The 24,330-nt window shown below is 72.7% G+C and carries 23 protein-coding genes; 15 read left to right on the forward strand and 8 right to left on the reverse strand.

Translation table 11 applies throughout. From position 1 onward, the window contains the following. Positions 1-5: 5 nt before the first annotated feature. From H4687_RS35400 to H4687_RS35410, 3 genes are all read left to right on the forward strand, one after another. Positions 6-1,295: a cytochrome P450 gene (locus tag H4687_RS35400; protein ID WP_050398077.1), complete on the forward strand. Its 1,290-nt coding sequence runs from the start codon at positions 6-8 to the stop codon at positions 1,293-1,295. 368 nt (positions 1,296-1,663) lie between these two features. Next, positions 1,664-2,419, forward strand: coding sequence for an SDR family oxidoreductase (locus tag H4687_RS35405; RefSeq protein ID WP_046918913.1), 756 nt, complete (start codon positions 1,664-1,666; stop codon positions 2,417-2,419). Positions 2,420-2,459: 40 nt separating this feature from the next. Continuing rightward, on the forward strand, positions 2,460-3,176 hold the full coding sequence (locus tag H4687_RS35410; RefSeq protein ID WP_050398079.1) for a TetR/AcrR family transcriptional regulator: 717 nt from the start codon (positions 2,460-2,462) through the stop codon (positions 3,174-3,176). Between the two features lie 16 nt (positions 3,177-3,192). Here H4687_RS35410 and H4687_RS35415 read toward each other — a convergent pair whose 3' ends face one another. Together H4687_RS35415 and H4687_RS35420 are read right to left on the reverse strand one after the other, a co-directional pair. After that, a complete protein-coding gene (locus H4687_RS35415; protein ID WP_167358612.1) occupies positions 3,193-3,351 on the reverse strand; it encodes a hypothetical protein in 159 nt (52 codons plus the stop codon). A gap of 29 nt (positions 3,352-3,380) precedes the next feature. After that, positions 3,381-4,628 (reverse strand): cytochrome P450 family protein, encoded by a 1,248-nt coding sequence (locus tag H4687_RS35420; RefSeq protein WP_046918912.1) that lies wholly within the window; start codon positions 4,626-4,628, stop codon positions 3,381-3,383. Positions 4,629-4,829: 201 nt separating this feature from the next. Between H4687_RS35420 and H4687_RS35425 the strand changes: the two genes are divergently transcribed. Then, positions 4,830-5,243 (forward strand): hypothetical protein, encoded by a 414-nt coding sequence (locus H4687_RS35425; protein ID WP_046918911.1) that lies wholly within the window; start codon positions 4,830-4,832, stop codon positions 5,241-5,243. Between the two features lie 89 nt (positions 5,244-5,332). Here H4687_RS35425 and H4687_RS35430 read toward each other — a convergent pair whose 3' ends face one another. Together H4687_RS35430 and H4687_RS35435 are read right to left on the reverse strand one after the other, a co-directional pair. Beyond that, entirely contained in the window at positions 5,333-5,740 is a 408-nt protein-coding gene (locus tag H4687_RS35430; protein WP_257034328.1) for a DUF6114 domain-containing protein, read from the reverse strand. After that, entirely contained in the window at positions 5,737-6,399 is a 663-nt protein-coding gene (locus tag H4687_RS35435) for a DUF6230 family protein (protein WP_012999858.1), read from the reverse strand. Before H4687_RS35435 ends, H4687_RS35430 begins: the two co-directional genes overlap by 4 nt. A gap of 745 nt (positions 6,400-7,144) precedes the next feature. Here H4687_RS35435 and H4687_RS35440 point away from each other — a divergent pair. Then, entirely contained in the window at positions 7,145-7,798 is a 654-nt protein-coding gene (locus tag H4687_RS35440) for a hypothetical protein (protein WP_046918909.1), read from the forward strand. A gap of 96 nt (positions 7,799-7,894) precedes the next feature. On the opposite strand, the gene H4687_RS35445 is transcribed toward H4687_RS35440, so the two are convergent. Next, positions 7,895-8,881 (reverse strand): lytic polysaccharide monooxygenase auxiliary activity family 9 protein, encoded by a 987-nt coding sequence (locus tag H4687_RS35445; protein WP_046918908.1) that lies wholly within the window; start codon positions 8,879-8,881, stop codon positions 7,895-7,897. A gap of 404 nt (positions 8,882-9,285) precedes the next feature. Here H4687_RS35445 and H4687_RS35450 point away from each other — a divergent pair, with 404 nt between their 5' ends. The 4 genes from H4687_RS35450 (at position 9,286) to cyc2 (ending at position 15,319) form a co-directional block, all read left to right on the forward strand. After that, complete coding sequence (locus tag H4687_RS35450; protein ID WP_046918907.1) at positions 9,286-11,097, forward strand: S8 family peptidase; 1,812 nt, start codon at positions 9,286-9,288, stop codon at positions 11,095-11,097. Positions 11,098-11,227: 130 nt separating this feature from the next. Then, positions 11,228-11,827 (forward strand): hypothetical protein, encoded by a 600-nt coding sequence (locus H4687_RS35455; protein WP_052768316.1) that lies wholly within the window; start codon positions 11,228-11,230, stop codon positions 11,825-11,827. Next, positions 11,820-12,980 carry a damage-control phosphatase ARMT1 family protein gene (locus tag H4687_RS35460; protein WP_050398081.1) on the forward strand — a complete coding sequence of 387 codons (1,161 nt, stop codon included), beginning with the start codon at positions 11,820-11,822 and terminating at the stop codon, positions 12,978-12,980. Before H4687_RS35455 ends, H4687_RS35460 begins: the two co-directional genes overlap by 8 nt. Before the next feature lie 131 nt (positions 12,981-13,111). Beyond that, the gene (cyc2, locus tag H4687_RS35465; RefSeq protein ID WP_046918067.1) at positions 13,112-15,319 is read left to right on the forward strand and encodes a germacradienol/geosmin synthase Cyc2; all 2,208 of its coding nucleotides are present in this window, start codon (positions 13,112-13,114) and stop codon (positions 15,317-15,319) included. Positions 15,320-15,358: 39 nt separating this feature from the next. Here the strand turns inward: cyc2 and H4687_RS47645 are convergent, their stop codons facing one another. Continuing rightward, positions 15,359-15,481 carry a hypothetical protein gene (locus H4687_RS47645; RefSeq protein WP_404819297.1) on the reverse strand — a complete coding sequence of 41 codons (123 nt, stop codon included), beginning with the start codon at positions 15,479-15,481 and terminating at the stop codon, positions 15,359-15,361. Positions 15,482-15,619: 138 nt separating this feature from the next. Here H4687_RS47645 and H4687_RS35470 point away from each other — a divergent pair, with 138 nt between their 5' ends. From H4687_RS35470 to H4687_RS35480, 3 genes are all read left to right on the forward strand, one after another. After that, on the forward strand, positions 15,620-16,237 hold the full coding sequence (locus H4687_RS35470; RefSeq protein WP_046918066.1) for a PDZ domain-containing protein: 618 nt from the start codon (positions 15,620-15,622) through the stop codon (positions 16,235-16,237). A 169-nt stretch (positions 16,238-16,406) separates the two neighbouring features. Continuing rightward, positions 16,407-17,528: a M24 family metallopeptidase gene (locus H4687_RS35475; protein ID WP_046918065.1), complete on the forward strand. Its 1,122-nt coding sequence runs from the start codon at positions 16,407-16,409 to the stop codon at positions 17,526-17,528. A 48-nt stretch (positions 17,529-17,576) separates the two neighbouring features. After that, entirely contained in the window at positions 17,577-18,515 is a 939-nt protein-coding gene (locus H4687_RS35480) for an aminoglycoside phosphotransferase family protein (RefSeq protein ID WP_046918064.1), read from the forward strand. A gap of 37 nt (positions 18,516-18,552) precedes the next feature. Here H4687_RS35480 and treZ read toward each other — a convergent pair whose 3' ends face one another. Continuing rightward, positions 18,553-20,298 carry a malto-oligosyltrehalose trehalohydrolase gene (gene treZ / locus H4687_RS35485; RefSeq protein WP_046918063.1) on the reverse strand — a complete coding sequence of 582 codons (1,746 nt, stop codon included), beginning with the start codon at positions 20,296-20,298 and terminating at the stop codon, positions 18,553-18,555. 241 nt (positions 20,299-20,539) lie between these two features. Here treZ and H4687_RS35490 point away from each other — a divergent pair, with 241 nt between their 5' ends. From H4687_RS35490 to H4687_RS35500, 3 genes are all read left to right on the forward strand, one after another. After that, positions 20,540-21,091 (forward strand): DUF1707 and FHA domain-containing protein, encoded by a 552-nt coding sequence (locus H4687_RS35490; protein ID WP_046918062.1) that lies wholly within the window; start codon positions 20,540-20,542, stop codon positions 21,089-21,091. 195 nt (positions 21,092-21,286) lie between these two features. Continuing rightward, positions 21,287-22,609, forward strand: a complete 1,323-nt coding sequence (locus tag H4687_RS35495; RefSeq protein ID WP_373560608.1) for a M14 family zinc carboxypeptidase — start codon at positions 21,287-21,289, stop codon at positions 22,607-22,609. Further along, entirely contained in the window at positions 22,606-23,013 is a 408-nt protein-coding gene (locus tag H4687_RS35500; RefSeq protein ID WP_046918060.1) for an SSI family serine proteinase inhibitor, read from the forward strand. Before H4687_RS35495 ends, H4687_RS35500 begins: the two co-directional genes overlap by 4 nt. A 4-nt stretch (positions 23,014-23,017) precedes the next feature. Here the strand turns inward: H4687_RS35500 and H4687_RS35505 are convergent, their stop codons facing one another. Then, a complete protein-coding gene (locus H4687_RS35505; protein ID WP_046918059.1) occupies positions 23,018-24,271 on the reverse strand; it encodes a M14 family zinc carboxypeptidase in 1,254 nt (417 codons plus the stop codon). Positions 24,272-24,330 lie beyond the last annotated feature (59 nt).

The raw sequence follows: 24,330 nt of genomic DNA on the forward strand, positions 1-24,330 counted from the left end.
AGCCCATGTACGGACCGGAGTTCGCCGCCGACCCGGCCGCGTTCTACCGGCGGGCGCGCGCCCACGGACCCACCGCACCCGTCGAACTGGCCCCCGGTGTCCGGGCCACCCTCGTCACCTCCTACGACGCCGCGCTGCACGTGCTGCGCGGCACGGAGACGTTCGCCAAGGACGCGCGCCGCTGGAACGACCTCGCCGACGGCACGGTCCCCGCGGACAGCCCCGTCGTCCCGATGATGATGTACCGGCCCAACGCCCTGTTCTCCGACGGCGAGGAGCACCGGCGGCTGCGTGGCGCCATCACCGACAGCCTCGCCCGGGTCGAGCCCCACACCCTGCGCGGTTACGTCGAGCGCAGCGCCGACACCCTCATCGACCGGCTCGCGCCCACCGGAGGCGCCGACCTCCTCGGCGAGTACGCCCAGGTCCTGCCCCTGCTCGTCTTCAACCACCTCTTCGGCTGCCCGGCCGAGCTGGGGGTCAAGCTGGTCGAGGGCATGTCCGCGATCTTCGACGGGGTGGACGCCGGGCGGGCCGACGCCCTGCTCACCGCCACGCTCCTGGAGCTGGTCACGCTGAAGCGCAAGCGGCCGGGACCGGACGTGACCTCGTGGCTCACGCTGCACCCGGCGCGGCTCACGGACGAGGAGATGATCCACACCCTCGTCGTCCTCATGGGCGCGGGCACCGAACCCCAGCAGAACCTCATCGCCAACGCCCTGCGCCTGCTGCTGTCCGACGACCGCTTCGCCGGTGACCTGTCCGGTGGCAGCCTCCCCGTCGAGGACGCGCTCGACGAGGTGCTGTGGACCGACCCGCCGATGGCCAACTACGCCGTGCACTACCCGAAGCGGGACGTGCTCCACGAGGGCGCGCTGCTGAGGGCCGGAGCCCCGCTCGTCGTCTCCCTGGCCGCCGCCAACACCGACCCGGCCCTGGGGAACGAGCGGCGGAAGGGCAACCGGGCCCACCTGGCGTGGAGCGCGGGCCCGCACAACTGCCCCGCCCGGAGCGAGGCCCGGCTGATCGCCTCGGTGGCGGTCGAGAAGCTCCTCGACCGCCTGCCGGACATCGAACTCGCCGTACCCGCAGATGAGTTGGAGTGGCGCCCGGGCCCCTTCCACCGCGCCCTGTCCGCGCTCCCGGTGACCTTCCCGCCCACACCGGTACTCACCATCACCGCTCCTCCCACCCGCCCCGCGCCGGCCCCGAACGCCCCCGCCCCCCGGCCCCCGGCCTCCACCCACCCGCCGAGCGGCTGGACCCGACTGCTGTCCTGGTGGCGCGGCGAGTAGGGGAGTCGGCCCGTTCGGCCGGGCACCAGGGTCGCGGTCCGCTCGCAGAGGTCGCCCACGACCGGGACCGGCGCCCTTGTCGCGCGCTGGTCGAAGGGGCGGGTGTTCACCGAAGGCCACCGCTCGCCCGCTCCCCGGCCGCGACGGTCAGCCCGGCCGTCGGCCGGACGGCACCGGGTCTGCCGTACGGCGACATCGTCCCCACGGGCCCGCTCGCCTTCCCGCCGGCGTCGGCCATCTTCTCCGGCGCCGTCGAGCCCCTCCAGGCCTAAGGTAAGTGGATCGACTTGCCATAAGAGAGGCGCGGGAGTTACCTTCCTGAGGTGAGTCCATCGACTTACCTTACGTCTCGGCAAGGAACAAACACCATGAATCGTCTTGCGGGCAAGCGCGCCCTCATCACCGGCGGCACGAGCGGGATCGGTCTGGAGACCGCGCGGCGATTTGTCGCGGAGGGGGCCGACGTGCTGGTCACGGGCGTCACCCCGGCCAGCATCGACAGGGCGCGGCAGATCCTCGGGGACAAGGTGCCGGTGGTGCAGGCCGACGCACGCGATCTCGATGCCCAGCGCGGCCTGGCCGAGCAGGTGCGTCAGCACTTCGGGGAGCTGGACGTGGCCTTCCTGAACGCCGGCGTCTCGCACTGGCGGCCGTTCGAGGACCACACGGAGGACAGCTACGACCGGCTCTTCGACATCAACGTCAAGAGCGTCTTCTTCCTCACGCAGGCCCTGGTGCCCGTGCTGGCCAACCCGTCCTCGGTCATCCTCAATGCGTCCAGCAGCGCGCACGGCGGCTACGGGAACTCGAACGCCTACGCCGCGACGAAGGCGGCCGTCTCCTCCCTGATGCGGTCCTGGAACGCGGACCTGCTCAGGTCGCACGGCATCCGCTTCAACGCGGTCAGCCCCGGCCCGGTGGACACCCCGCTGTACGACAAGCTCGGGATCGAGGACCCCGCGCAGAAGGCGGCGGTCCTGGACGGGCTCAGCGCCGGCATCCCGCTGGGCCGCATGGGTCTGCCCGAGGAGGTCGCCGAAGCCGTCGTGTACCTGGCCTCCGACGCCTCCGCCTTCGCCGTGGGCCAGGACCTTATCCTGGACGGAGGCCAGACCGTCCTCTGACAGCGAGGACGCGGCCTGGAGACGGGCGAGGGGCGTGGGCATGTCGGTAACGGACCGTGACCGAGCGGAGGCCGGTGGCGACACGTGCCAGACCGGGTGTGACGCGCAGACCAAAGCCGGGTACCACGCGCAGATCAAGGCGGAGAACCGCGCGCGCATCATCCGCGCCGCCCGTGACCTCTTCCTCGACCGGGGATACGACAAGACCTCCCTGGCCCAGATCGCCAAGGAGGCCCGCGTCTCCACCGGCACCCTCTTCAAGCGGTACCCGTCCAAAGCCGCGCTGTTCGCGGCCGTCACCGCCGAACAGTGGCAGCTGGACGTGGAGTACGCCGAACCGCCCCCGCCCGGTGACCCCCGATACGGTCTGGACCACATCGGCCGCGACTACGCCTGCCTGGTCGCGCGGCCCGGCACGGCGGCGCTGTGCCGGCTCATCATCACCGAGCTTCCCCAGATGCCGGAACTCGCCGACATCGTCGGCACCGGCTTCGCCATCGACCGCGGACCCTTCTTCGACCGGCTCCGCGACTACCTGGACACCGAAGCGCAGGCCGGCACGCTCGACTTCCGTTCGGCCGACGGACAGCCGCAGTCGGCGTCCGCGGTGGCCGAACAGTTCCTCGGCATGATCTGCAGCCAGTTCCTGTGGCCGCAACTCGTCCGGACCGACTTCGTCCCGCCCAACCCCACCGACGCCGCGATCGTGGACGAAGCCGTCGCCCTCATGCTCACCCGCTACGGCACCGGATCCTGAACCCCGGACCACCGGTTCACGCAGCGAGGCGCCGCACGAGGAGGGCGTACACGGCCGGGCGTCCGGCGGTCACTACGGCGCCGACCTCGCCGGACACCATGTGGCCGCGCGCGTCGACGTACCCGCCGTCGAGGCCGACGGGGCGGAGGACCCACGCCCACGCCGTCCGGCGCACCACCGGCGTCCGTCACCGCCATCCGCCCGTCAGCCCCGGCGGACCGGCAGTCGGCGGTGGCCGTTGGAGATGAAGGACTCCACGTGGCCCAACTCCTCCTCCGGCGCTCCCAGTTCGAGGGAAGGAAAGCGTGCGAAGAGGGCCGGGAGTGCGATGCGGGCCTCCAGGCGGCCGAGCGGAGCGCCCAGGCAGTGGTGGACACCGTGGCCGAAGGCGAGGTGCTCCTTGTCGGCGCGGGTGACGTCGAAGACGTCGGCGTCCTTCCCGTGGCGCTCGGGGTCGCGCCCGGCGGCCGCGTAGGCGGCCAGGATCGGTTCGCCCTTGGCGATCACCACCCCCGCGGGACCCCCGAACTCGGCGAGGTCGAGGTCCTCCACGGCGTAGCGCAGGGGCAGGCTGGCCACCGGTGCCTCCACCCGCAGCGTCTCCTCGATCACGTCGTCCCAGGTCGCGCGGCCCTCCCGGACGTGGGCGAGCTGGTCGGGGTGGGCCAGCAGGGAGTGCACGGCCCGGTCGAGGAGGTTGACCGTGGTCTCGTGCCCGGCGCTGACCACCAGCACCAGGGTGTCGAGGAGTTCCTGCTCGCTGAGCCGGCCGTCGTCCTCGTCGCGGGCGGCGATCAGCCCGCTGGTGAGGTCGTCGCCCGGCGACCGGCGCTTGGCGGCGACGAGTTCGCCCAGCACGCCGTACATGCGCTCGTACGCGGCGGTCATCTCACCCGGCTCGGCGGAGGTGTCGAACAGCTTGTCCACCAACTCCCTGAGCACCAGCCCCTTTTCCTCCGGCAGACCGAACAGCTCGCTGATCACCTGGATCGGCAGCGGGTAGCAGAACTCCTCCCGCAGATCGACCGTCCCGCCGCGCCGGAAGCCCTCCTCGACACGGGCGAGCAGTTCCTCGGTGATCTCCTCGACGCGTGGGCGCAGCGCGGCCGTCCGGCGCGCCGTGAGTGCCTTGGAGACCAGGATCCGCAGCCGTCTGTGGTCGCCGCCGTACGCGGTGAACATGTTCTGCACGGCGACCCAGGTGAACAGCGGCCACTCCGGGGTGATCTCGCCGGAGGCCAGCCTCGGCCAGTGCTGACGCGCGTCCTTCGACACGCGGGGGTCGGTGAGCAGCCGCTTGAGCAGGTCGGGGCTGCTCACCGCCCAGGCCTCGACATCGTGCGGCCCCGGAAGCACCACCCGGGTCGCCGGGCCCCGTTCGCGGATCCGGGCGGCCTCACCGTGGATGTCACGGCCGGTCGGGTCGATCACCAGGGGGCTGGGGTGGCCCATGGGGGGTCCTCCTGCGGTCGAAAGGAGTCCAACAGCGCAACGTACGAGCCCGGTCACGCTACGGCTCGGTGGCGTGGCCCGGCGAGATCCCTCACCGCGGGCTGCGTACAAGGACAACTTCCCTGCGCGTACCCGCAAGTCGGGCTCCGGACCGGCTCCTAGGATCGGGCGCACCCCCCCCAGGAAAAGCCGGTGAGTGCCATGACCGTCAGCAGGGCCCCGCGCTGGATGTGCTCCTACAGCCGCGAAGTACGCACCGTGCCGGCCGGTCGCTGGTGGACCGCCGTGCGGGTGCCGGCCGCTCTAGGCGCCCTCGCTCTCAAGTCCCTCGGGGACGGCACGGGCGCCGTCATCGAGGACGGCTACGGCGGCATCATGTACTGGCTGGTCCCGCCGGGCGACGCGGCCGGCTGGCTTCTGCCCGGCGTACAGGTCCTCGACCGCGGCAGCCATGTGGCCGTCCCGCCCCTGCGCCGCACCTCGGGCCCCGGCCTCTACTGGCGCGTCCCGCTCTCCCACGAGAGCTACTGGACGGACGCCGAACGCCTGCGTGCGGCCCTGGCGGCGGCGATCGTCGCGACCCCCCGGAACAACAGAACCCCGCGCCCCGCCTGAGGGGACGCGGGGAACCGCGCGAACGATCACGGACAGGCACGCGCCGGCGCGAAAGGTCCGTGCACGCCGTGCACGCCGAACCGCCGGAACTAGCCGAGCTCCACGGCGTGCTTCTCGCTCTGCTGTGCCGCCCGCCTGGCCGACCGCTTCTGCCGGGGTTCCTGATCCGGCAGCCAGCCGAAGGCCAGCGTGCTGCCCACGGCGCCCATCAGCAGGCCCACCATGAAGCCGCCGATGTTGGACGTGAGCCAGGTGCCCAGGGAGAGCATGATCCCGAGGATGGAGTAGAACAGCCGCTGCGTGGGGTTGAAGAGGATCAGCAACCCGCACACGATCATCAGCGAGGGCAGGAGGTAGCCCGCCAGACCCTGCATTCCGATCTTCAGGATGACCGGCAGCGGTGCCTTCATGGTCAGCAGGATCTCGGCGCCGCCCAGTACCAGCAACACACCACCGGCGAACGGCCGGTTCCCCCTCCACTCCCGGTATCGGCTCACTTCGGGCAGCCCCCGCTCGTGAAGTTCATGTGCAGGTCGGGAAGCTTGAAGACGGCCGCGGTGGCGGCGTAGTTGTGCTGGTACAGGTTGTTGATGGTGACCGAGTCGGCCTGCTGGCCGTAGACACCGGGAGGACCCTGCTGGTCGACCTTGTCGAACGTGCTGGAGTCGCGGCCGATCTCGATGTTGTTGAACGAGGCGTCGCCCGAGATGTCGTCGGAGTCGATCGCCAGGTTCTTCACGCTCACCGGCGTGCCCTTGTTGCCGGCCGTGAGGACCAGCTGGATGCCGCCGAGGTCGACGCTCTGGCACAGGTTGGTCAGCTTGCCGTTCTTCACGACCGAGGTCACGACCAGCACCTGACCGCCGGTGTCACCCTCGTTCGGGCTGTTCTCGATCATGTGGTCGAGGGCGCCGAACTGGGCGAAGCCCTGGCCCTCCAGCTTGTCCGCGGTGACCACGAACGGCATACCGGAGATGGCGAACTGGACACCCAGAGCGCCCTGCGCGGTGAGGATCATGAGACCCGCGGCGACCGCCGTGGCCGGCACCGCCATCACGGCGGCGCGCTTCAGTCGTACCCGCCCGCGTCTTCCGGACGCTTCGGGACCCTCGGGTCTTTCGTTGGTGGACGCCGTGGCGTCCGAGGACGAGGCCATGTGTGCTCCCTGGACTTCCATGTCATTGCAGGTGGGGCTTCGACGGCACGTTGTCCTGGCGCGGACAGCGGTTGCGGCGCGACGCCCCGGAGCACCTCCCGTAGGTGCAAGGGCTTACTTGCTACGCCGCAGTAGCCATTTGGGAAGTTACCGGTGGTTACATTCAGGGGTCAAGGCGCTTGTGGCAAAAGGATGTTGGTTGTGCCGCCCCTGTGAAACGTGAACATCTCTCACCTTTGGTTTTATCGCCACGAGCCGCGAATTTCGGCCAACCCCGTGGCGATCAGGGGCGAGCAACTTGCCTACGACGCCTTGACGTTGACTCTTCCTCAGGTCTACAACTCATCGGGGTTTCCCCCACGGATCCGTGGCGCCGGATCCGACGCGCAGCGCATGCCACCGTCCCGAACCCCCCGCCGCAGGCGGGGAGTGGGTGGTACCACCTGAACGCGCTGCGCGGCCCGACGCAGCACCACCCCTCGCCGCGGTGCCGGGCACGGTCGCCTTCCCCTCCACTGGGCCGTGTCCGGACCCCGGCTGTCGCTGTCGCTGTCGATCCGTCACGTACGGAGAAGGCGTGTCACGGATCGGCAGCGACCGTACGGCGTCGTGCGGCACCGCCGCGTCACCCCCGCGCGGACGGTGTCATCCCGCGTCCCCTGTCCAGCCCCCTTCCTGAGGGCTGTCACCCGCACCTTCCGAGAGCCGTCACCCGCGGCCTCACTTCATGAGAAGAGGCACCCCCATGCGTACGCGATCCCTCCTTGCCCTCGCCGCCGGCACCGCCGCCCTGATGGTGTCCGCCGTCAGCCCCGCCTCCGCCGCCGACACCGTGCTCACCACCGGCGGCCTCGCCGGTGACGCGGTCGCGGTCGGCGACGTCCTCAACGCGTCGCTGGCGGCCGGCACGACCGGCAAGTTCTACTCCAGCGCGACGGGCACGAGCGGCGTCAACTGTGCCGCGTCGACCTTCACCGCCACGGTCACCGAGAACCCGGCCGCGCCCGGCACCGCCACCGAGCGGGTCGACGCCCACACCTTCGGCAGCTGCACCAGCAACGTCTTCGGTGTCACCGGCGTCAACAGCGTCACGGTCAACAACCTGCCGTACACCACGACCGTGACCTCGGACGGCGTCGTCACGGTCAGCCCGGCGGCCGGCTCGGTCCTGCAGACCACGGTCGTGCTGCGCACCCTGCTCGGCACCATCAACTGCGTCTACCAGGCCCCCAGCATCACCGGCACCTCCAGCAACGACGACAACAGCATCAACTTCACCGCCCAGCCGTTCACGAAGACGTCCGGCTCGTCCCTGTGCTTCGCCACCGGTTACTTCACGGCGAAGTACGCGCCCGTCACGGACGCCAACCAGGGCAACGCGACGGTCTTCACGAACTGACCCGACCCACTGGACGTCGGTTACCGGTCCGGCGGCCGGTAACCGACTCGACCGACGCGCTCCGGCGCCCGGTCGGCAGCGCGACTGTCCACCCGGTCAGTCGGCGATACGGGAGCGGCGCCTGCGTCCGCGGAGGAACAGGGCGGTGCCCACGGCGAGCACCAACGCCGTGGCTCCGCCCGCCACCAGCGGCACGGAGGTGCCGCTCCCGTCCGTCGTGGAGGCGACGGGACTGGCGGGATCGGCCGCCTGCGCGTCGGCGCCCGCGTCCGGGGGCGTCGGCGCCTGCGTGCTCTCGCTCGGCGCCGTCGTGGCGGGCCCCGACGTCCCGGCGGCCGGCTTCTCGGCCCCGGCCTCCTCGCGCTCGTCGGGCGACTTCCGTGAACTCGTGCCGCCCGTACCGGAGTCGGCCCGCTTCGCCGCCGGGAACACCACGTCCGAGCACGAGTAGTAGGTGTCGACCGTGCTCGTGTTCTGCCAGATCGTGTACAGCACATGGTGCCCGGACCGGTCCGCCGGCAGCTTCGCCGAGAACCGGTACGAGCCGTCCCGCAGCGGCGGGTCCGTGACCGAGGCGAACGGTTTCTCGGGCAGATCGGACCAGGTCAGCGGCTTCGTGGGGTCGTATCCCGGTTCGGTCAGGAACAGCTTGAAGGTGCCGGTGTGCGGAATCGTCGACCGGTACGTCAGGTTCAGCGTGCTGCCGGGGGAGAGGCGGGTCGAGGGCCAGTCGGCGCGGGCCAGGTCGAGCCCCTTGTAGGCCGCGAGCCCTCCGCTGCACAGCTGCCCGTCCGGGACGACCTCCCGGTCCCGCCCGTTCACCCCGGCGACGCGCAGGTTGTCCCACGCGGTGAAGGGGGCGCCGTTCGCGGCGACCGCCGCCCTGCACGCCGCCGAACCCTGGCTGCCGCCCTCGGGCGAGCACGCCGAGACCCGGCTCACCGGATCCGTCGGCGCGCCGTGCGCCCAGGCCGGGGTGACGGCGCCCGCGGTGAGGAGCAGCGGGGCCACGACGACGGCGGCCGCCTTCGGGACCGCGACGCGGCGGCGACCGGTGCTGCGGCGGGCGGACAAGCGGTGCATCCGATACGTCCGATCCATGGGGGGTCGAGGGCTGACGGTCCACCGTGTCGTACGGGACCCGGGGGTGCCGCGTTCAACACGGCGGCCCTGTTCGACCGGTCGGATCCGGCCAGGTACCGCGCGGCGGCCGTGCCTCGCCAAACCCGGCGAAGCGGCACATCGGGGCCCGACTCCCCCCTGGCATAGGGGAGTTCCCCAGGGGGTCGAGGGTTTTCCCCGTATCCCCGTGACCTGGGCTTTGCCTAATGTCATCGCACAGCCGAACCATAGGTAACCCCTGGTGGACGGCTCGCGCTCGGCCGGTCTTCAGCGCCGCCCCTTTCTGGACCCCCCGCCGCTTCGATGAAGAAGCGTTTCACTGCCGCTCCTCCCCTGACATGAGCAGGCCACGAAAGGCGAAGCCCTTGCGTTCCTCCACCACCCGTACCGCCGGCCGGAAGCTCATATCCGCCGCCGCGGTCTCCGTCGCCCTGGTGGCCGGTATGACCTCCTCGGTCGCCGTCGCCCAGACCCCCTCCGCCAAGGCGGACGCCGCGCCCGCCGTCGCCGGTGCCACCGAGGCCGAGCCCGGTACCACCGCCGAGCGTCTGATCGTCGGGTACAAGTCCGGCGCCGCCGAGGCCACGTCGAACAAGGCCGCCGACGCCGACGCCGCGGCCAAGGGCAAGGAGGCCGGCGAGAGCCTCGACTTCCAGCGCCGGCTCGGCAGCGGCGCGGCCCTGGTCGACCTGGGCGAGGACGTCACCAAGGCGGACGTCGCCGACGTCATCGCCGAGTACCGGGCCGACCCGCAGGTCGCCTATGTCGCTCCGGACCGCCTGAACAAGGCGCTGGCCACCCCGAACGACACCGAGTACAGCAAGCAGTGGGACCTCTACGAGGCCACCGCCGGAATGAACGTGCCGGGCGCCTGGGACAAGGTCACCGGCACCGGTGTGACGGTCGCCGTCATCGACACCGGTTACGTCGCCCACTCGGACGTCGCCGCGAACATCGTCGGCGGCTACGACTTCATCGCCGACACCACGGTCGCCAACGACGGCAACGGCCGTGACAGCAACCCGGCCGACCCGGGCGACTGGACCGCGGCCAACGAGTGCGCCGCCGGTGAACCGGCCAGCACCTCCTCCTGGCACGGCACCCACGTGGCCGGCACCATCGCCGCCGTCACCAACAACAACAAGGGTGTCGCCGGTATCGCCTACGGCGCCAAGGTCTCCCCGCTGCGGGTCCTCGGCAAGTGCGGCGGCTACGACTCCGACATCATCGACGCCATCACCTGGGCGTCCGGCGGCACCGTCTCCGGCGTGCCCGCCAACACCAACGTCGCCAAGGTCATCAACATGAGCCTCGGTGGCAGCGGCGCCTGCACCTCCGCGACCCAGAGCGCGATCACCGCCGCCGTGAACCGCGGCACCACGGTCGTCGTCGCGGCGGGCAACAGCAACGCCAACGCGGCCAACTACTCGCCGGCCAGCTGCGCCGACGTGATCTCGGTGGCCGCCCTCAACCGCGCCGGCTCCCGCTCGTACTACTCCAACTTCGGCACGACCGTCGACATCGCGGCCCCCGGCGGCGAGACCCGTACGACCGAGTCGGGCGGCATCCTGTCCACGCTGAACGCCGGCACCGCCGGCCCGGGCACGGAGTCGTACGCCTACTACCAGGGCACCAGCATGGCCGCCCCGCACATCGCGGGTCTCGCCGCGCTGGTGAAGTCGGCGAACTCCGCGCTGACCCCGGCCCAGATCGAGTCCGCGATCAAGACCAACTCGCGTGCTCTGCCGGGCACCTGCTCGGGCGGCTGCGGCGCCGGCCTCGCCGACGCGGCCAAGACGGTGCAGGCGGTGACCGGTGGAGGATCCACGGGGGGCACCACCTTCACCAACACCACGGCCGTCTCCATCCCGGACAACGGCGCCGCGATCGAGTCCTCGATCGCCGTCACCGGCCGCACCGGCAACGCGCCCTCGACGCTCCAGGTCGGCGTGGACATCACCCACACCTACCGCGGTGACCTGGTCCTGACCCTGGTGGCCCCCGACGGCTCGACCTACCCCCTCAAGGCCTCCAGCTCCGACTCCGCCGACAACCTGGTCACCACCTACTCGGTGAACGCCTCCAGCGAGGTCGCCAACGGCACCTGGAAGCTGCGCGTCCAGGACGTCGCGGCCTCGGACACGGGCCGCCTCAACAACTGGAAGCTGACCTTCTGATCCTCGGCCCCCGGGCCGAACCCCCGGCCGGACGGCCGGACCGCAGGACCGCCACCCCCCACCGCCGGCGGCCGACCGATGCGAGCGGGCATCGGCCGGCCGCCGGCTCCTGCACGGCGGGCGTTAGCGTATGCGTATGCCGACAGAGAAGCCCGAGGTGTCCGCCCACGTCCCGGCCCCGGTGGTGTGCCCCCGCTGCGGGGCCACGGGGCCGTCGGTGCGCACCGTCCCCGACGCCTGCGCCGATCCCGACTCCCGGCGCTCCGGTCTGTCCGACCGGCTCGCGAAGTCCCCGGGGGCGCATTCCAGGTTCGACAGCTTCACGCACTTCCTGGAGGGCATGGTCCTCGCCGGCATCGGCGCGGGCCTCGCCTACAGCGGTGTACAGAACGACAAACCCCTCTACACGATCGGCGGCGCGGTCCTCGCCGTCCTCCTCTTCGCCGGCACCCTCTGGGTGATCCGCGGCGAGTCCCGCGAACGCGCCACCGTCACGGCGGGCGGACCCCGCGCCGAAGTCCTGTGGCGGCCCGCCCACCACTGCGCCTCCTGCGACTCGGTCTTCTACCCCGGCGGCAGCCCGTGGCCCGGCCCCCTGACGACGGACCAGTTCCAGAAGTACGTCTGGACCGAGGCCGGCTTCCAGCAGCACATGGACGCGCGACTGACCGAGGTGGAACTCCCGCCCCGGACCCCCACCGACCCGAGGGGCACCCACGGCCATGCCTGACGCCCCCGTCGTCCACAGCGACGACCCGGCCTCCTTCCCGCACAGCGTCCTCGCCGAACGGCACCCCGCCCTCCTGCGCAAGGTCCGGGACGCCACGCCCTACGGCCCCGAACAGCGCCACGCCCTGGAGGAGTTGCTGCACAACACCCTCCACGGCACCGTCGAACCACCGGCGGACGACGACTGGTGGGACACCTGGAACGTACGCCGCCACGCCGGCCGCTCCTGGTTCACCCTCCCCTTCCTCGTCGCCGAGAGCTGCTTCTACCGCCAACTCCTGCGCGCGGTCGGCTACTTCGGCCCCGGCCCCTGGCAGGGCGTCGACCCGTTCCGCCCCTTCAAGCTCGCCGAACTCGACACCCCCGAAGCGGCCGCCGAACTCGCCGCCCTCGGACCCCTGTCGAGCCGGCCCCTCCCGGACCAGCTCACGGCCCTCCTCCACGGCTCCCTCTGGGGCAACCGCGCGGACCTGGGCTTCCGCCTCCAGACCGAGCGGGACGGCGAGGCCACCGCCGCGTCCCCCCTGGTGGCGGACGACACCGAGCCACTGCTCTCCCTGCTGACGGACGGGACCGGAACGTCTGCCGGGCGCACCCTCTGCCTGGTCGCCGACAACGCGGGCCGGGAACTGATTCCCGACCTCCTCCTCGTCGACCATCTCCTCACCCACGGTCACTTCGCCCGTGCCGTCCTGCACCTCAAGCCGTACCCGTACTTCGTCTCGGACGCCACCACCGCCGACACCCTCGACGCGGTGCACCACCTGGTCGCGGCGAAGACCGACGCGGGGCACCGCCTCCACACCGCCCTCACCGAGGGCCGCCTGACCCTGCGCACCCACCCCTTCTCCTGCGCGCCCCTGCCCTACGCGGACATGCCGCCCGACCTGCACGAGGACTTCGCCTCCGCCGACCTCACCCTGATGAAGGGCGACCTCAACTACCGCCGCCTGGTGGGTGACCGCCTCTGGCCCCCCACCACCCCCTTCGCCGAGGCCACCGCCTACTTCCCCGCCCCGGTGGCCGCCCTGCGCACCCTCAAGTCCGACGTCGTCACCGGCCTGACCCCCGAAACGGAAACGGTCCTCGTGACCGCCGAGGGCCAGCGCTGGCGCACGAGCGGGACGAGAGCGCTGATCCAGGTCCGGTTCTGACGGCGGAGCGGCTCCCGCCCCGCGTGGTCCCCGGTGCGCGGCGCGCTCGGACTCACGTCCGGATTCACGCGATGGTGTGATCATGTGCCCCTGTCCGGATGCCCGCCACGGGTCACGGGTAGGGCCCGGCCATGACGCAGCCGTTCGTACTTCCGCACTTCTACATGCCGTATCCCGCGCGGCTGAACCCCCACCTCGAACAGGCCCGTGCTCATTCCTCCGAGTGGGCGCGGGAGATGGGCATGCTGGAGGGCTCCGGTGTGTGGGACCAGGCGGACCTGGACGCGCACGACTACGGCCTGCTGTGCGCGTACACCCATCCCGACTGCGACGGCCCGGCGCTCTCGCTCATCACCGACTGGTACGTGTGGGTCTTCTTCTTCGACGACCACTTCCTGGAACTCTTCAAGCGGCCCCAGGACCGCCCCGGAGGCAAGGCCCACCTCGACCGGCTCCCCCTCTTCATGCCGCTGGACCTCTCCACCCCCGTGCCCGAGCCGCGGAACCCGGTGGAGGCGGGCCTCGCCGACCTCTGGGCCCGTACGGTGCCGTCGATGTCGATGGACTGGCGCCGCCGCTTCGCCGTGGCGACCGAACACCTGCTCAACGAGTCGATGTGGGAGCTGTCCAACATCAACGAGGGCCGGATCGCCAACCCGGTCGAGTACATCGAGATGCGTCGCAAGGTCGGCGGCGCGCCCTGGTCGGCCGGGCTGGTCGAGTACGCGACCTGCGAAGTCCCGGCCTCCGTCGCGGAGTCCAGGCCCCTGAGGGTGCTGATGGAGACCTTCTCCGACGCCGTCCACCTGCGCAACGACCTGTTCTCGTACCAGCGTGAGGTCGAGGACGAGGGCGAGAACAGCAACGGCGTGCTCGTCCTGGAGACCTTCTTCGGCTGCGGCACTCAGCAGGCCGCCGAGACGGTCAACGACATCCTCACCTCCCGGCTGCACCAGTTCGAGAACACCGCGCTCACCGAGGTCCCCGGAATCGCCCTGGAGAAGGGCCTCACCCCGGCCGAGACCGCCGCCGTCGCGGCCTACACGAAGGGCCTCCAGGACTGGCAGTCCGGTGGCCACGAGTGGCACATGCGCTCCAGCCGCTACATGAACGAGGGGGCCGCCGCCTCGCGCGGCCCGCTCGACCTCGGCGGCTCGGTCCTGTCCGGCCCCGCTCTGGTCGCCCGGGCCGGGTTCGGCACGTCCGCCGCCGATGTGGGGGCGCTGCTCGCGACCGCCGCCGCGGAACGGCTGCGGGCGCACACGCATCAGCCGTACCAGAAGGTCGGACCGTCGCGACTGCCGGACTTCTACATGCCCTTCCAGGTGGAACTCTCCCCGCACCTGGACGGCGCCCGCCCCCGCCTCACCGCCTGGGCGCACGCGACGGGCATCCTCGGCGAGGGCGTCTGGGACGAGGAGCGGCTCGCCGCCGCCGACCTGCCCCTCTGCTCGGCCGGCCTCGACCCGGACGCCACCCCCGAGCAACTGGACCTCAGCTCCCAGTGGCTCGCCTGGGGCACCTACGGCGACGACTACTACCCCCTGGTCTTCGGCCACCGCCGCGACCTCACCGCCGCCCGGCTGACCACGGCCCGGCTCTCCGACTGCATGCCCGTCGAGGGCGAGCCGGTCCCTGTCCCGGTGAACGGCATGGAACGGGGCCTGATCGACCTCTGGGCACGGACGACGGCGGGGATGACCCCGGACCAGCGGCGCGGCCTGAAGGCATCCGTCGACAAGATGACGGAGAGCTGGGTGTGGGAGGTGTTCAACCAGATCCAGCACCGCGTCCCCGACCCGGTCGACTATCTGGAGATGCGCCGCGCCACCTTCGGCTCCGACCTCACCCTCAGCATGTGCCGGATGGGCCACGGCCCACAGATCCCGGAGGCGGTCTATCGCAGCGGCCCCGTCCGCTCACTGGAGAACGCGGCGATCGACTACGCCTGCCTCGTCAACGACGTCTTCTCCTACCAGAAGGAGATCGAGTACGAGGGCGAGGTCCACAACGCGATCCTCGTCGTGCAGAACTTCTTCGGCTGCGACTACCCGACCGCGCTCGGTGTGATCCACGACCTGATGACCCAGCGCATGCAGCAGTTCCAGCACGTCGTGGCCCATGAACTACCCGTCGTCTACGACGACTTCGGGCTGACCGAAGAGGCGCGCGACATCATGGGCGGCTATGTGACCGACCTGCAGAACTGGCTGTCCGGCATCCTCAACTGGCACCGCGCGGTGGACCGTTACAAGCCGGAGTTCCTGGCCCGCCGGGCCCACGGCTTCGTCCCGGACCGCCCGCCGGTCCTGTCCTTCGCGCCGGCGCACGCGGGCTGAGCCGCGCCGGGCCGGGCACGACCCGAGCCCGCCCCGGGGTCAGGCCGGGTGGGGCGCCGCCGCCCGGGTCGCGTGCGCGACCGCGGCCCGGGCGAACGCCCGCAGGACCGGGTGCGGCCGGCCGCCGTCGCCGGCCGGCTCCGGCTGGAAGAGCGCCGCCACCGGCCTTCTCCACCGGTTGTGCCGCTGCGCGGCACGGCTTCCGGCGCAGACCGATGTGACGGGGTGTCAGTCTCACTCTTTCGTGGCTCGTCGGGCCGGGACGGCCCGGGTAGGTGTCCGGCCGGAGGTGGCGACACCATGGAACAGACCGCGTTGAGACCCAAACCCATGCCGGGCCGGGAGCCCGGCGAGGACCGCCCGTCCGGCACGGCCCGGCGCCCGCACGCCGCACCCCGCCGCGCCCGGCAACGACTGATCACCCTGCTGTTCGCCCTGGTCGTCTGTGTGGCCCTCGTCCTGTCGGGCGTGGGGCTCGGCACGATGGGCGCCACCGTGATCGGCATGAGCCGACTCGCGGAGCTGCGGGCGGACGCGCCGGAGGCCACCGCCCGGCCCGACGGCGGCCGGTCCCGGCAGGGACTCCTGTCCTCGACCCCCGGACAGGGGAGTTCGCTGCCCGCGAGCCCCAGGGCGGCCGTGCGCCCCACCCTCGGTGTCGACGTCGTCGACGCCCCCGCGGACGCCCGCGGCCCAGGGGCGCTCGTGGCCGGGGTCCATGTGCCCGGCGCCGGCTACAACGCGGGCCTGGTCCGCGGCGATGTCGTGCTGGCCCTGGGCGGCACCCGGACCGGCACGGCGGCCGACCTCGCGCGGGCGATCGGCGCCGCCCGCCCCGGTACGGCGCTCAGGCTCGCCGTACGCCACGCCAACGGCACCCGGCAGTACCTGGTGGCCGTACCGGGAGTGACCACCTGACCGTGGCGCGTCGCCCGGACAGGGGCCCACGGGGCCGGATCGCGCCGGAGGCACGAGGCCGGGGCCCCACGACAGCCGACGCCATGAAGCAATCGGCTCGCGTGCGCGGCGGCGGAGGGGCAGGATGCTGCCCGTAGGTCCAGGGAGCCCCGAGCAGACGGAGACCAGCATGACCGGCCCGCCCCCGCCCTTCACCGTCGACGACTACCGGGCCCGCATGCGGCGCGCGGCACGGGCCGCCGCGGACGCCGGGCTCGACGGGCTGCTGATCGCGCCCGGCCCGGACCTGGTGTGGCTGACCGGGTACCGGCCGCCGGAGACCGAGCGGCTGACGATGCTGGTGCTGCGCGACGGCGAGGACCCGGTGCTGGTGGTGCCCACCCTGGAGGCCCCGGACGCCGCCGGGGCACCCGGCGGCCCCGCGCTCACGCTCCGCGACTGGACCGACGGCAAGGACCCCTACGAGGCGGCCCACTCCGTCCTCGGCCCGCGCGGCAGCTTCGGCGTCAGCGACAACACCTGGGCGCTGCACCTGCTCGGTCTGCGGCGGCGGCTGCCCGGGACGACGTACACGGCGCTCACCGAGATCCTGCCGATGCTGCGGGCCGTGAAGGACGCGGCCGAGCTGCGGCGGATGGCGGCGGCGGGCGAGGCCGCGGACCGGGCGTACGAGGAGATCCGGCAGGTGCCCTTCGCCGGGCGCCGGGAGGCCGAGGTCGCGGCCGACCTCGCCGGGCTGCTGCGCCGGTCCGGGCACTCCCAGGTCGACTTCACCATCGTCGCCTCGGGCCCGAACGGCGCCAACCCGCACCACGAGGCCGGCGACCGCGTCATCCGTGACGGCGACATGGTCGTCCTCGACTTCGGCGGCCTCAAGGACGGCTACGGCTCAGACACCTCCCGGACCGTCCACGTCGGCGAACCGTCCGCCGAGGAGCGCGAGGTGCACGACCTCGTTAGGGCCGCCCAGGAGGCCGGGTTCCGCGCGGTACGGCCCGGCGCGGCCTGCCAGGACGTCGACCGGGCCGCCCGCGCCGTCATCACCGACGCCGGGTACGGCGACCGCTTCGTCCACCGCACCGGGCACGGCATCGGCGTCACCACCCATGAACCGCCGTACATGGTCGAGGGGGAGGAGCGCCCCCTCGTGCCCGGCATGTGCTTCTCGGTCGAACCCGGTGTCTATCTGCCGGGCCGGTTCGGGGTCCGGATCGAGGACATCGTGACGGTCACCGAGGACGGCGGCCGACGCCTCAACAACACCGCGCGCGAGATGGCGGTGGTCGAGTGACCGAGCGCGTACCCTCGCTGCTCTGAGCCCCCGGACGACGGCGCGACCATGACCCAGGCACCGACACCCACCGCGGACAGCGTCCGCCTGCTGGTCCGTTCCCTGCTGCGGAACGGGGCGGGCGGGGGCGGCGGCGAGCGCGCCGACGGACCCGACGTACGGCCCGTCGCCGGCGACGACACGCACCGCACCTGGTGGGTCGGCACCCGCCATGTGCTGCGCCTGACGACCGACCGGCACGCCGTCGTACGGCAGAAGCGCGAGCTGCGGCTGCGGGACCTGGTGCGTCCGCACATCGGCGTGGCCGTCCCGGTGAGCGTCGCGCACGGGGAGTGGTCCGGCGCGCTCACCTACACGCTCGACACCAGACTGCCGGGCGGCACGGCCGAGGACCACGACGTCTCCGCGGTGGGCGAGGCCGATCTGGCGGCGCTCCTCACGGGTCTGCGCGAGGTGCCGCCGCGGCAGGCCGAGGCGCTCGGGGTGCCGCGGCACGCCCCGCGCTCGCTGGAGACACTGCGCATGGCGGCGGGGCGGGCGGCGCGGGTCCTCGCCGACGCGGACGAGTTCGACGCGGGGCGGCTCGGGCAGCTGACCTCGGGGAGCGCCGCGCAGCTGACGGCGCCGGGGGCGGTCCTGGTCCACCACGGGCTGACGGGCGACCACCTCGTGGTGAGCGCGGACGGCCGGGTCCGTGGGGTCCTCGGCTGGACCGACACGGCCGTCGGCGACCCCGCCGAGGACATCGCCGGGCTCGCCACGGCCGTGGGTTCCCCGGCCGCCGTCCGCGCGGCCACCCTCGCGGGGTACGGCGCCCGGCCCTGTCTGCGTGGTCTCTGGCTGGCCCGCTGCGACACGGTCATCGCCCTCGCGGAGGGCCTGCGTGGCCGGGGCCGGGCTCCCCTCCCGGTCCTCCGCCACCGTCTGCGCCGCACCTGGGAGGCGATCCTGCTGGAGCGGGTGACGGATCTGCGGGGCGAGGACTGACGGGACGGGACCCTCGTCCTGGCGCCGGGTGCCGCGCTCACGCCACTGTCAGCACCACGCACGACTCCCCGCCCAGGGTCAGCACTCCGTCCGCGCCCGGCGCCGACACCGGGTCCCAGGACGCCAGGACCCGGGCGTGCGGGACGCCGACCGGAATCGAGGCGGTCTCCTTGCCCAGGTTGAGTGCCACGCGCACGTCACCGCGCCGGAAACCGAACCACCGGGCCTCCTCGTCGTAGGCGACCTTGACGTCGGAGAGGTCGGGGTCGGACAGGTCGGGGAAGGTGCGGCGGAGGGCGACGAGGGTGCGGTACCAGGCCAGCATCCGGGCGTGCGGCTCGCGCGCCGGCTCGGACCAGTCGAGGCAGGAGCGGTCACGGGTCGCCGGGTCCTGGGGGTCGGGCACGTCCTCCTCGGCCCACCCGTGCGCCGCGAACTCCCGGCGCCGCCCCCGCCGTACCGCCTCCGCGAGTTCCGGATCGGTGTGGTCCGTGAAGAACTGCCAGGGGGTGGAGGCCGCCCACTCCTCGCCCATGAAGAGCATGGGGGTGAACGGTCCCGTGAGGACGAGCGCGGCCGCGCAGGCCAGCAGGCCGGGGGAGAGGGTCGCGGCGAGGCGGTCCCCCTGGGCGCGGTTGCCGACCTGGTCGTGGGTCTGGGTGTAGCCCAGCAGCCGGTGCGCGGACAGGCTCGTACGGTCCAGGGGGCGGCCGTGGCGGCGCTCCCGGAAGGAGGAGTACGTGCCGTCGTGGAAGTAGCCGCCCGTCAGGGTCTTCGCCAGGCCCGCCAGGCCCGCCCGCGCGAAGTCCTCGTAGTAGCCCTGCTCCTCACCGGTCAGGGTGGTGTGCAGGGTGTGGTGGAAGTCGTCGTTCCACTGGGCGTGCAGCCCGAGCCCGCCCTGCGCGCGGGGGGTGACCAGACGCGGGTCGTTCAGGTCCGACTCGGCGATCAGGAACAGCGGGCGGTCCACCTGCTCGGCGAGCGCGTCGACGGCCGTCGACAGCTCCTCCAGGAAGTGCAGGGCACGGGTGTCCTTGAGCGCGTGCACCGCGTCCAGCCGCAGTCCGTCGAGGCGGTAGTCGCGCAGCCAGGCGAGCGCGCTCTCCAGGAAGTACGCCCGCACCTCGTCCGAGCCGGGCGCGTCCAGGTTGACCGCCGCGCCCCAGGGCGTGTGGTGCCGCTCGGTGAAGTACGGGCCGAAGACGGGCAGGTAGTTGCCGGAGGGGCCCAGATGGTTGTGCACGACGTCGAGCACGACCCCGAGACCCAGCTCGTGCGCCGCGTCCACGAACCGCTTCAGCGCCTCGGGACCGCCGTACGGCTCGTGCACGGCCCACAGCGAGACGCCCTCGTAACCCCAGCCGTGCGTTCCCGGGAACGGGCACAGTGGCATCAACTCCACGTGTGTGACGCCCAGTTCGACCAGATGCGCGAGGCGCCCGGCGGCCGCGTCCAGAGTGCCCTCGGGGGTGTAGGTGCCGATGTGCAGCTCGTACAGCACCGCGCCCGGCAGCCCGCGCCCGGACCACGCGGCGCGCCACGCGTACCGCCCGTGGTCGACGACCGCGCTCGGTCCGTCGGGGCCGTCGGGCTGCCGGCGCGAGCGTGGATCGGGCAGGACCGGGCCGTCGTCGACGGCGAAGCCGTAGCGCGTGCCGTCCGATCCCTCCGCCTCGACCGTCCACCACCCCGGCCGCCCGGGATCGCGCTCCATCGCGTGTGTCGCGCCCTCGCGGTGGAGCGTCGAACGGTCGGCCTGCGGTGCCCACACCTCGAACTGCACGGAACGCTTCTCCCTCGGCTGCCGGTGGTCCTTCTGGGTAGTCAGGGGCCGAGCCGCTCCGGGACGTACGGACACGTGCCGGAACCGCTCGCCTCCATCGTGCGCCACACGGGATCTCCGCGCGGTCGGATCGCCGCTTTCGCCCCGTGAGTCGCACCACCGGTCAGGTATGTGTCCGGGGATGGTCACCGTTTACGGCTTGTCTGGACACTCCAGGTCCCCCTGACCGACAATCACACGCGTGACGTCGTCCTTCGAGTTCCACACGTACCCCGCGCGACTGTCGGACGCCGAGCGCGACCGCGCGCTGAGGGCGCTCCGTGACGGCGTCGCACTGGGCCGTCTGTCGCACGACACGTTCATCCGGCGGATGGAGCTGGCGCTCACCGCCCGCCGCTCCGACGAACTCGCCGTGCTCGTCGCCGATCTGCCCGTCGAGAAGCGCTGGTCCCGGCTGGTGCTCGGCACCGTCGGAGCGGTCTCCGGCTTCGGTGTGAAGCTGCGCCGGGCCTGGCAGGCCGAGCGGCTTCCCAAGCTCCAGCTGCCGCACCCCGGGAGAGAGCACGCCCTGCGCATCGGCCGCGACCCCGGCAGCGGTCTTCGGCTCAGCCACGAGACGGTCTCCCGGGTGCACGCCGAGCTGAGCCGCCAGGGCGGCCTGTGGATCCTGCGCGACCTCGGCTCCACCAACGGCACCACCGTCAACGGCCGTCGGGTGATCGGCGCGGCCGTCGTGCGGGACGGCGATCAGGTCAGTTTCGGCCGCATGAACTTCCGCCTCTCCTCGGAATGACCTTCCGACCGATCCCACGGCAAAGCTCTGGCCTGGGATTTACGCAGCGAGTTTGTCAACTTCCCTGCCCTTCCAGGGTGTTGACGTGCGTTCTCGGCCATGACTGACTGTGTGTACACCATGCACACCAGGTGAACCGACGGCACCACATTCGTGGAGGTGTGTGCCCTGCCGCCACTCCTCCGCTATCCGACCGTGGACGAGTTGTCCGCCCGCGCGGCAACCCTCGTCGACCGGCATCCGCACCGCGCCCGACTGCGCCGCGTGGGCACCTCACGGGCGGGCACCCCGATGTGGCTGCTGTCCGTCGGACGGGGCGGACGCCACACCCTCGTCGTCGCCGGCCCGCACGCCAACGAGCCGGTGGGCGGGGCCACCGTCCTCCGGCTCGCCGAACGGGTGCTGGCCGACCCCCGGTTGAGCGAGGGCGCCGACACCACCTGGAACCTGCTGCTGAGCCTCGACCCCGACGGCTCCCGCCGCAACGAGGGCTGGCTGTCCGGCCCGTACACCCTCGGCCACCACTTCCGGCACTTCTTCCGCCCCGGCTTCCTGGAACAGCCCGAATGGCTGCCCGACGGCGCCGCCGGCGCCGTCATGCCCGAGACCCGCGCCCTGCTCGACCTCCAGGACGAACTGCGGCCCTTCTTCCAGTGCTCCCTGCACGGCGTCGACGTCGGCGGCGGCTTCGTCGAGCTGACCCGCGACCTGCCGGGCCTCGACCGGCGCGTCGCGTGCGCCGCCGCCCGCCTCGGCATCCCGCGCGAGCTGAGCCCGTACGACACCCTGTACTGGCCCCGCCTCGGCCCCGCCGTCTACCGCATCCCGCCCCCGCGCCGGGGCGACCTCGCCGCCGCCATCACCGAGGCCGCCGTCGAGTCCACCTGGTACCACCCGCACCACTACGGCACGGTCACCGCCGTCGTCGAGGCACCCATGTGGGGCGTGAGCGCCGTCGAGGACGGCTCCCCGTCGCCCGACGCCGACGCCGTGCTGCGCCGTGTCAGTTGCGCCCTGCGCCGCGACACCCGGCTCCTGGAGGGCATCCTCGGCCGCGTGCGCACCTCGGTGTGCGGCGGCCCGGACGCCGCCCGGTTCCTCGCCCCGGTCGACGACTACCTCCTGGTCGGGCCGGGCCTCGCCGACTCCTGGGACCCCGACGTCCACGACGTCACCGCCCGGCCGCTGCCCCCGCTCGACACCGCCCGCCTCACCACCCTCGCCATCTCCGGCCGCCGGGTCGCCCTGCGCACCGCCGGGCTGCTGCACCAGCTGGTGACCCGCGCCGGACGTGACCCGGCGGACGCGCTGCCCGAGCTGGACCGGCTCGTCGAGGAGTGGTGCGCCGACTACCGCGACGGCTACCGGGCGCGCTGGATCCCCGTCGCCCGCCAGGCGGAGTACCAGACCCGTGTGGTTCTCGCCGCGTTCGGCCTGGCGTCCGGGCGTCCGGACGGCTCCCGTTCGGGTGAGCCGGGTTGGAGTTCCGAGCCCGCCGTGCCGATGCACCGGGAATGACGAACCCCACCCGCGCGGTACGCGCCGGCCTGCTCGCCGCCCTCGCCCTCCTCAGCGTCGCCGCCTCGGCCCCCGGCCGGGCGACCGCCGTCCAGGGCGACTGGCTCTACGTCTCCCTCACCCGCGGCGACGCCCGCTCCTCCGACACCCGGGGCACCCTGCTCCTGTGCGACCCACCCCAGGGCCACGGCCGCGCCACCGAGGCCTGCGCGGACCTCCGCCGCTCCGACGGCGACATCGCCCGCATCCCCCACCGGCCCACCCTCTGCACCCAGATGTACGCCCCCGTCCGCGCCACCGCCGAGGGCCAGTGGAACGGCCGACAGGTCGCCTACGAACGGACCTTCGCCAACGCGTGCGTGATGGCGGCCCGCACGGGAGCGGTGTTCGCCCTGTCGGACTGACCCCTCAGGTCCCCGTGGCCCCCCGCGCACAGGACGCGGCGGCCAGCACCGTGCGCACCTGGTGCTCGACCTGGTCGGCCAGCGGCACCGGCCGGGCGCGGAACCGGTCGGCGAAGGACTCGCACCACTCGGCGACGAGCCCTTCGAGGAGGGGCGCCCCCGGTGCCCCGGCTTCCACCAGGACGCGCCGCAGCATCGCCGCGGCCCGCAGCGGCAGCCGGCGCCCGAAGGCGTCCACACTGCCCACGTACGCCGTCGACAGGTCCGGCGGCGGCCCGTCGGTCCAGTCCCGGGCCAGCCCCGGCACCAGGGCCAACGCCCACCGGGCGGCCCGCAGCAACGGCCCCTCGGGGCCCGGCAGCCCAGGCAGCGCCTGAGCGAGCACCCGCTCCACCTGGCCCGCGTCCGTGAGGAGCCGCCGCGCCAGATGGCGCAGCGCCGCCGCCGGGGCCGGGTGCGGGGCGATGTCGTCCACCAGGTCGCTCGCCCACATCGGCACCTCGACGACCGCCGTCAGGCCGCCGTACCGGTGGGCGTGGTACCAGGTGCTGTGCCGGGCGTCGTCCGGCATGCTCGGGTAGGCGGCGTGACCGCCGGGCCGGGGCATCACGAACACCCCCGGCCCGGACACCGGCCAGCCCGCGGCGTCCGAGGCGCCCCTCTCCACCGGTATCCCCAGCTCGGCCGCCGACTTGGCGAACGGCTCGGCCAGCCCAGGCACGTCCTTGGTCAACTGCACCCAGCTGCCGCCGAGATCGGTGCCGTGCAGGGTGACCTGGAGGTAGGGCCGCAGCTCGTCCAGCACACCGAGAAGAGCGTGCGTCTCGGGCGGCAGCCGGTCGGGCGGCAGCACCGACGGCGACCACTCCGGCTGCTCGGGACCGGCCGGCCGGAAGAACCCCAGGTGGTAGTCGAACAGGGTGCGCGGCGCCGGGGTCGTGTGCAGACTCGCCCCGTCCGGGTCGGCGCACAGCACGAAGTGCCAGGAGACACCGGACCGCAACTCCCGCTCCCGCAGGACCCGTTCGGCCAGCGCGAGCACCGTGGAGCCGCCGGTCGGCTCGTTCGCGTGGGCGCCCGCGACGACCAGGACCGCGCGTCTCGCATGGCCCACGGACAGCAGCCGCAGCGGCCGGCCCGCGCGGGACACACCGATCCGCCGCAACGCGCACAGCCCCGGCCGGCGCACCGTCAGAGTCCGTGCCGCCGCCTCCAGTTCCGCCACCGTGGGATAACCGAGCTCCGACAGCAGACCCACCCCCGTCCAGTCCACCTGGCATCAGCATCCGCACACCCGGCACGGCCGGGTGGGGGATA

Origin of the sequence: Streptomyces stelliscabiei, assembly GCF_014873495.1 — a bacterium.
GTDB lineage: Bacteria > Actinomycetota > Actinomycetes > Streptomycetales > Streptomycetaceae > Streptomyces > Streptomyces bottropensis.

Excerpts from the sequence above, each read along its gene's own strand:
- H4687_RS35400 (WP_050398077.1), top strand. The coding sequence starts at position 6 with ATGTACGGACCGGAGTTCGCCGCCGACCCGGCCGCGTTCTACCGGCGG.
- H4687_RS35405 (WP_046918913.1), top strand. The coding sequence starts at position 1,664 with ATGAATCGTCTTGCGGGCAAGCGCGCCCTCATCACCGGCGGCACGAGC.
- H4687_RS35410 (WP_050398079.1), top strand. The coding sequence starts at position 2,460 with ATGTCGGTAACGGACCGTGACCGAGCGGAGGCCGGTGGCGACACGTGC.
- H4687_RS35420 (WP_046918912.1), bottom strand. The coding sequence starts at position 4,628 with ATGGGCCACCCCAGCCCCCTGGTGATCGACCCGACCGGCCGTGACATC.
- H4687_RS35425 (WP_046918911.1), top strand. The coding sequence starts at position 4,830 with ATGACCGTCAGCAGGGCCCCGCGCTGGATGTGCTCCTACAGCCGCGAA.
- H4687_RS35435 (WP_012999858.1), bottom strand. The coding sequence starts at position 6,399 with ATGGCCTCGTCCTCGGACGCCACGGCGTCCACCAACGAAAGACCCGAG.
- H4687_RS35440 (WP_046918909.1), top strand. The coding sequence starts at position 7,145 with ATGCGTACGCGATCCCTCCTTGCCCTCGCCGCCGGCACCGCCGCCCTG.
- H4687_RS35445 (WP_046918908.1), bottom strand. The coding sequence starts at position 8,881 with ATGCACCGCTTGTCCGCCCGCCGCAGCACCGGTCGCCGCCGCGTCGCG.
- H4687_RS35455 (WP_052768316.1), top strand. The coding sequence starts at position 11,228 with ATGCGTATGCCGACAGAGAAGCCCGAGGTGTCCGCCCACGTCCCGGCC.
- H4687_RS35460 (WP_050398081.1), top strand. The coding sequence starts at position 11,820 with ATGCCTGACGCCCCCGTCGTCCACAGCGACGACCCGGCCTCCTTCCCG.
- cyc2 (WP_046918067.1), top strand. The coding sequence starts at position 13,112 with ATGACGCAGCCGTTCGTACTTCCGCACTTCTACATGCCGTATCCCGCG.
- H4687_RS35470 (WP_046918066.1), top strand. The coding sequence starts at position 15,620 with ATGGAACAGACCGCGTTGAGACCCAAACCCATGCCGGGCCGGGAGCCC.
- H4687_RS35475 (WP_046918065.1), top strand. The coding sequence starts at position 16,407 with ATGACCGGCCCGCCCCCGCCCTTCACCGTCGACGACTACCGGGCCCGC.
- H4687_RS35480 (WP_046918064.1), top strand. The coding sequence starts at position 17,577 with ATGACCCAGGCACCGACACCCACCGCGGACAGCGTCCGCCTGCTGGTC.
- H4687_RS35500 (WP_046918060.1), top strand. The coding sequence starts at position 22,606 with ATGACGAACCCCACCCGCGCGGTACGCGCCGGCCTGCTCGCCGCCCTC.